This is a genomic window from Lacrimispora amygdalina, from assembly GCF_900205965.1.
Taxonomy (GTDB): domain Bacteria; phylum Bacillota; class Clostridia; order Lachnospirales; family Lachnospiraceae; genus Lacrimispora; species Lacrimispora amygdalina_A.
This window is the reverse complement of record NZ_OAOF01000075.1, coordinates 1-1311: the sequence shown is the minus strand read 5'-3', so window position 1 is coordinate 1311 and position 1311 is coordinate 1. Positions and strand designations below refer to the sequence as shown.

Sequence of the window (1311 nt, the reverse complement as noted above, 5' to 3'; positions counted from 1 at the left end):
GCAACAGGAAGGTGTGACGCGTACCGAACAAAAGTAGGGAAGTCTCTGTAGGGGCTGTCAAGAAAAGCCGCTATTGTGTAATATGTGCCCGTACCGTAAACCGACACAGGTGGATGAGGAGAGAATCCTAAGGCCGGCGGGAGAAGCATTGTTAAGGAACTCGGCAAAATGACCCCGTAACTTCGGGATAAGGGGTGCCTGAGAAATCAGGCCGCAGAGAATAGGCTCAAGCAACTGTTTAGCAAAAACACAGGTCTATGCAAAACCGAAAGGTGAGGTATATGGGCTGACGCCTGCCCGGTGCTGGAAGGTTACGAGGAGGGGTTAGCGGCAACGCGAAGCTCTGAATTTAAGCCCCAGTAAACGGCGGCCGTAACTATAACGGTCCTAAGGTAGCGAAATTCCTTGTCGGGTAAGTTCCGACCCGCACGAAAGGCGTAATGATTTGAGCGCTGTCTCGACAATGCACCCGGTGAAATTGAAATACCAGTGAAGATGCTGGTTACCTGCGCCAGGACGGAAAGACCCCATGGAGCTTTACTCCAGCTTGATACTGGGATTCGGTGCTGCATGTACAGGATAGGTGGGAGGCAATGAAACAGGGACGCCAGTCTCTGTGGAGCCGATGTTGGGATACCACCCTTGCGGTATTGGATTTCTAACCTGCAGCCATGACCTGGCTGGGGGACAATGTCAGGCGGGGAGTTTGACTGGGGCGGTCGCCTCCGAAAGAGTATCGGAGGCGCTCAAAGGTTCCCTCAGAATGGACGGAAACCATTCGAAGAGTGCAAAGGCATAAGGGAGCTTGACTGCGACACCGACGGGTGGAGCAGGTAGGAAACTAGGACTTAGTGATCCGGTGGTATAAAGTGGGATTGCCATCGCTCAACGGATAAAAGCTACCCTGGGGATAACAGGCTTATCACTCCCAAGAGTTCACATCGACGGAGTGGTTTGGCACCTCGATGTCGGCTCATCGCATCCTGGGGCTGTAGTAGGTCCCAAGGGTTGGGCTGTTCGCCCATTAAAGCGGTACGCGAGCTGGGTTCAGAACGTCGTGAGACAGTTCGGTCCCTATCCGGCGTGGGCGTAGGATATTTGAGAGGAGCTGTCCTTAGTACGAGAGGACCGGGATGGACTGACCTCTGGTGTATCTGTTGGTGATCAACACCATGGCAGAGTAGCCAAGTCGGGAAGGGATAAACGCTGAAGGCATCTAAGCGTGAAGCCCCCCTCAAGATGAGATATCCCATCGCAAGAGTAAGACCCCTTGAAGACGACGAGGTAGATAGGGCAGAGGTGGAAGCATGG

Annotated in this window: 1 rRNA gene; it reads left to right on the top strand. The window is 53.6% G+C overall.

From position 1 onward, the window contains the following. A 23S ribosomal RNA gene (locus tag CRO04_RS25730) occupies nt 1–1311 on the top strand; the annotation flags it as partial.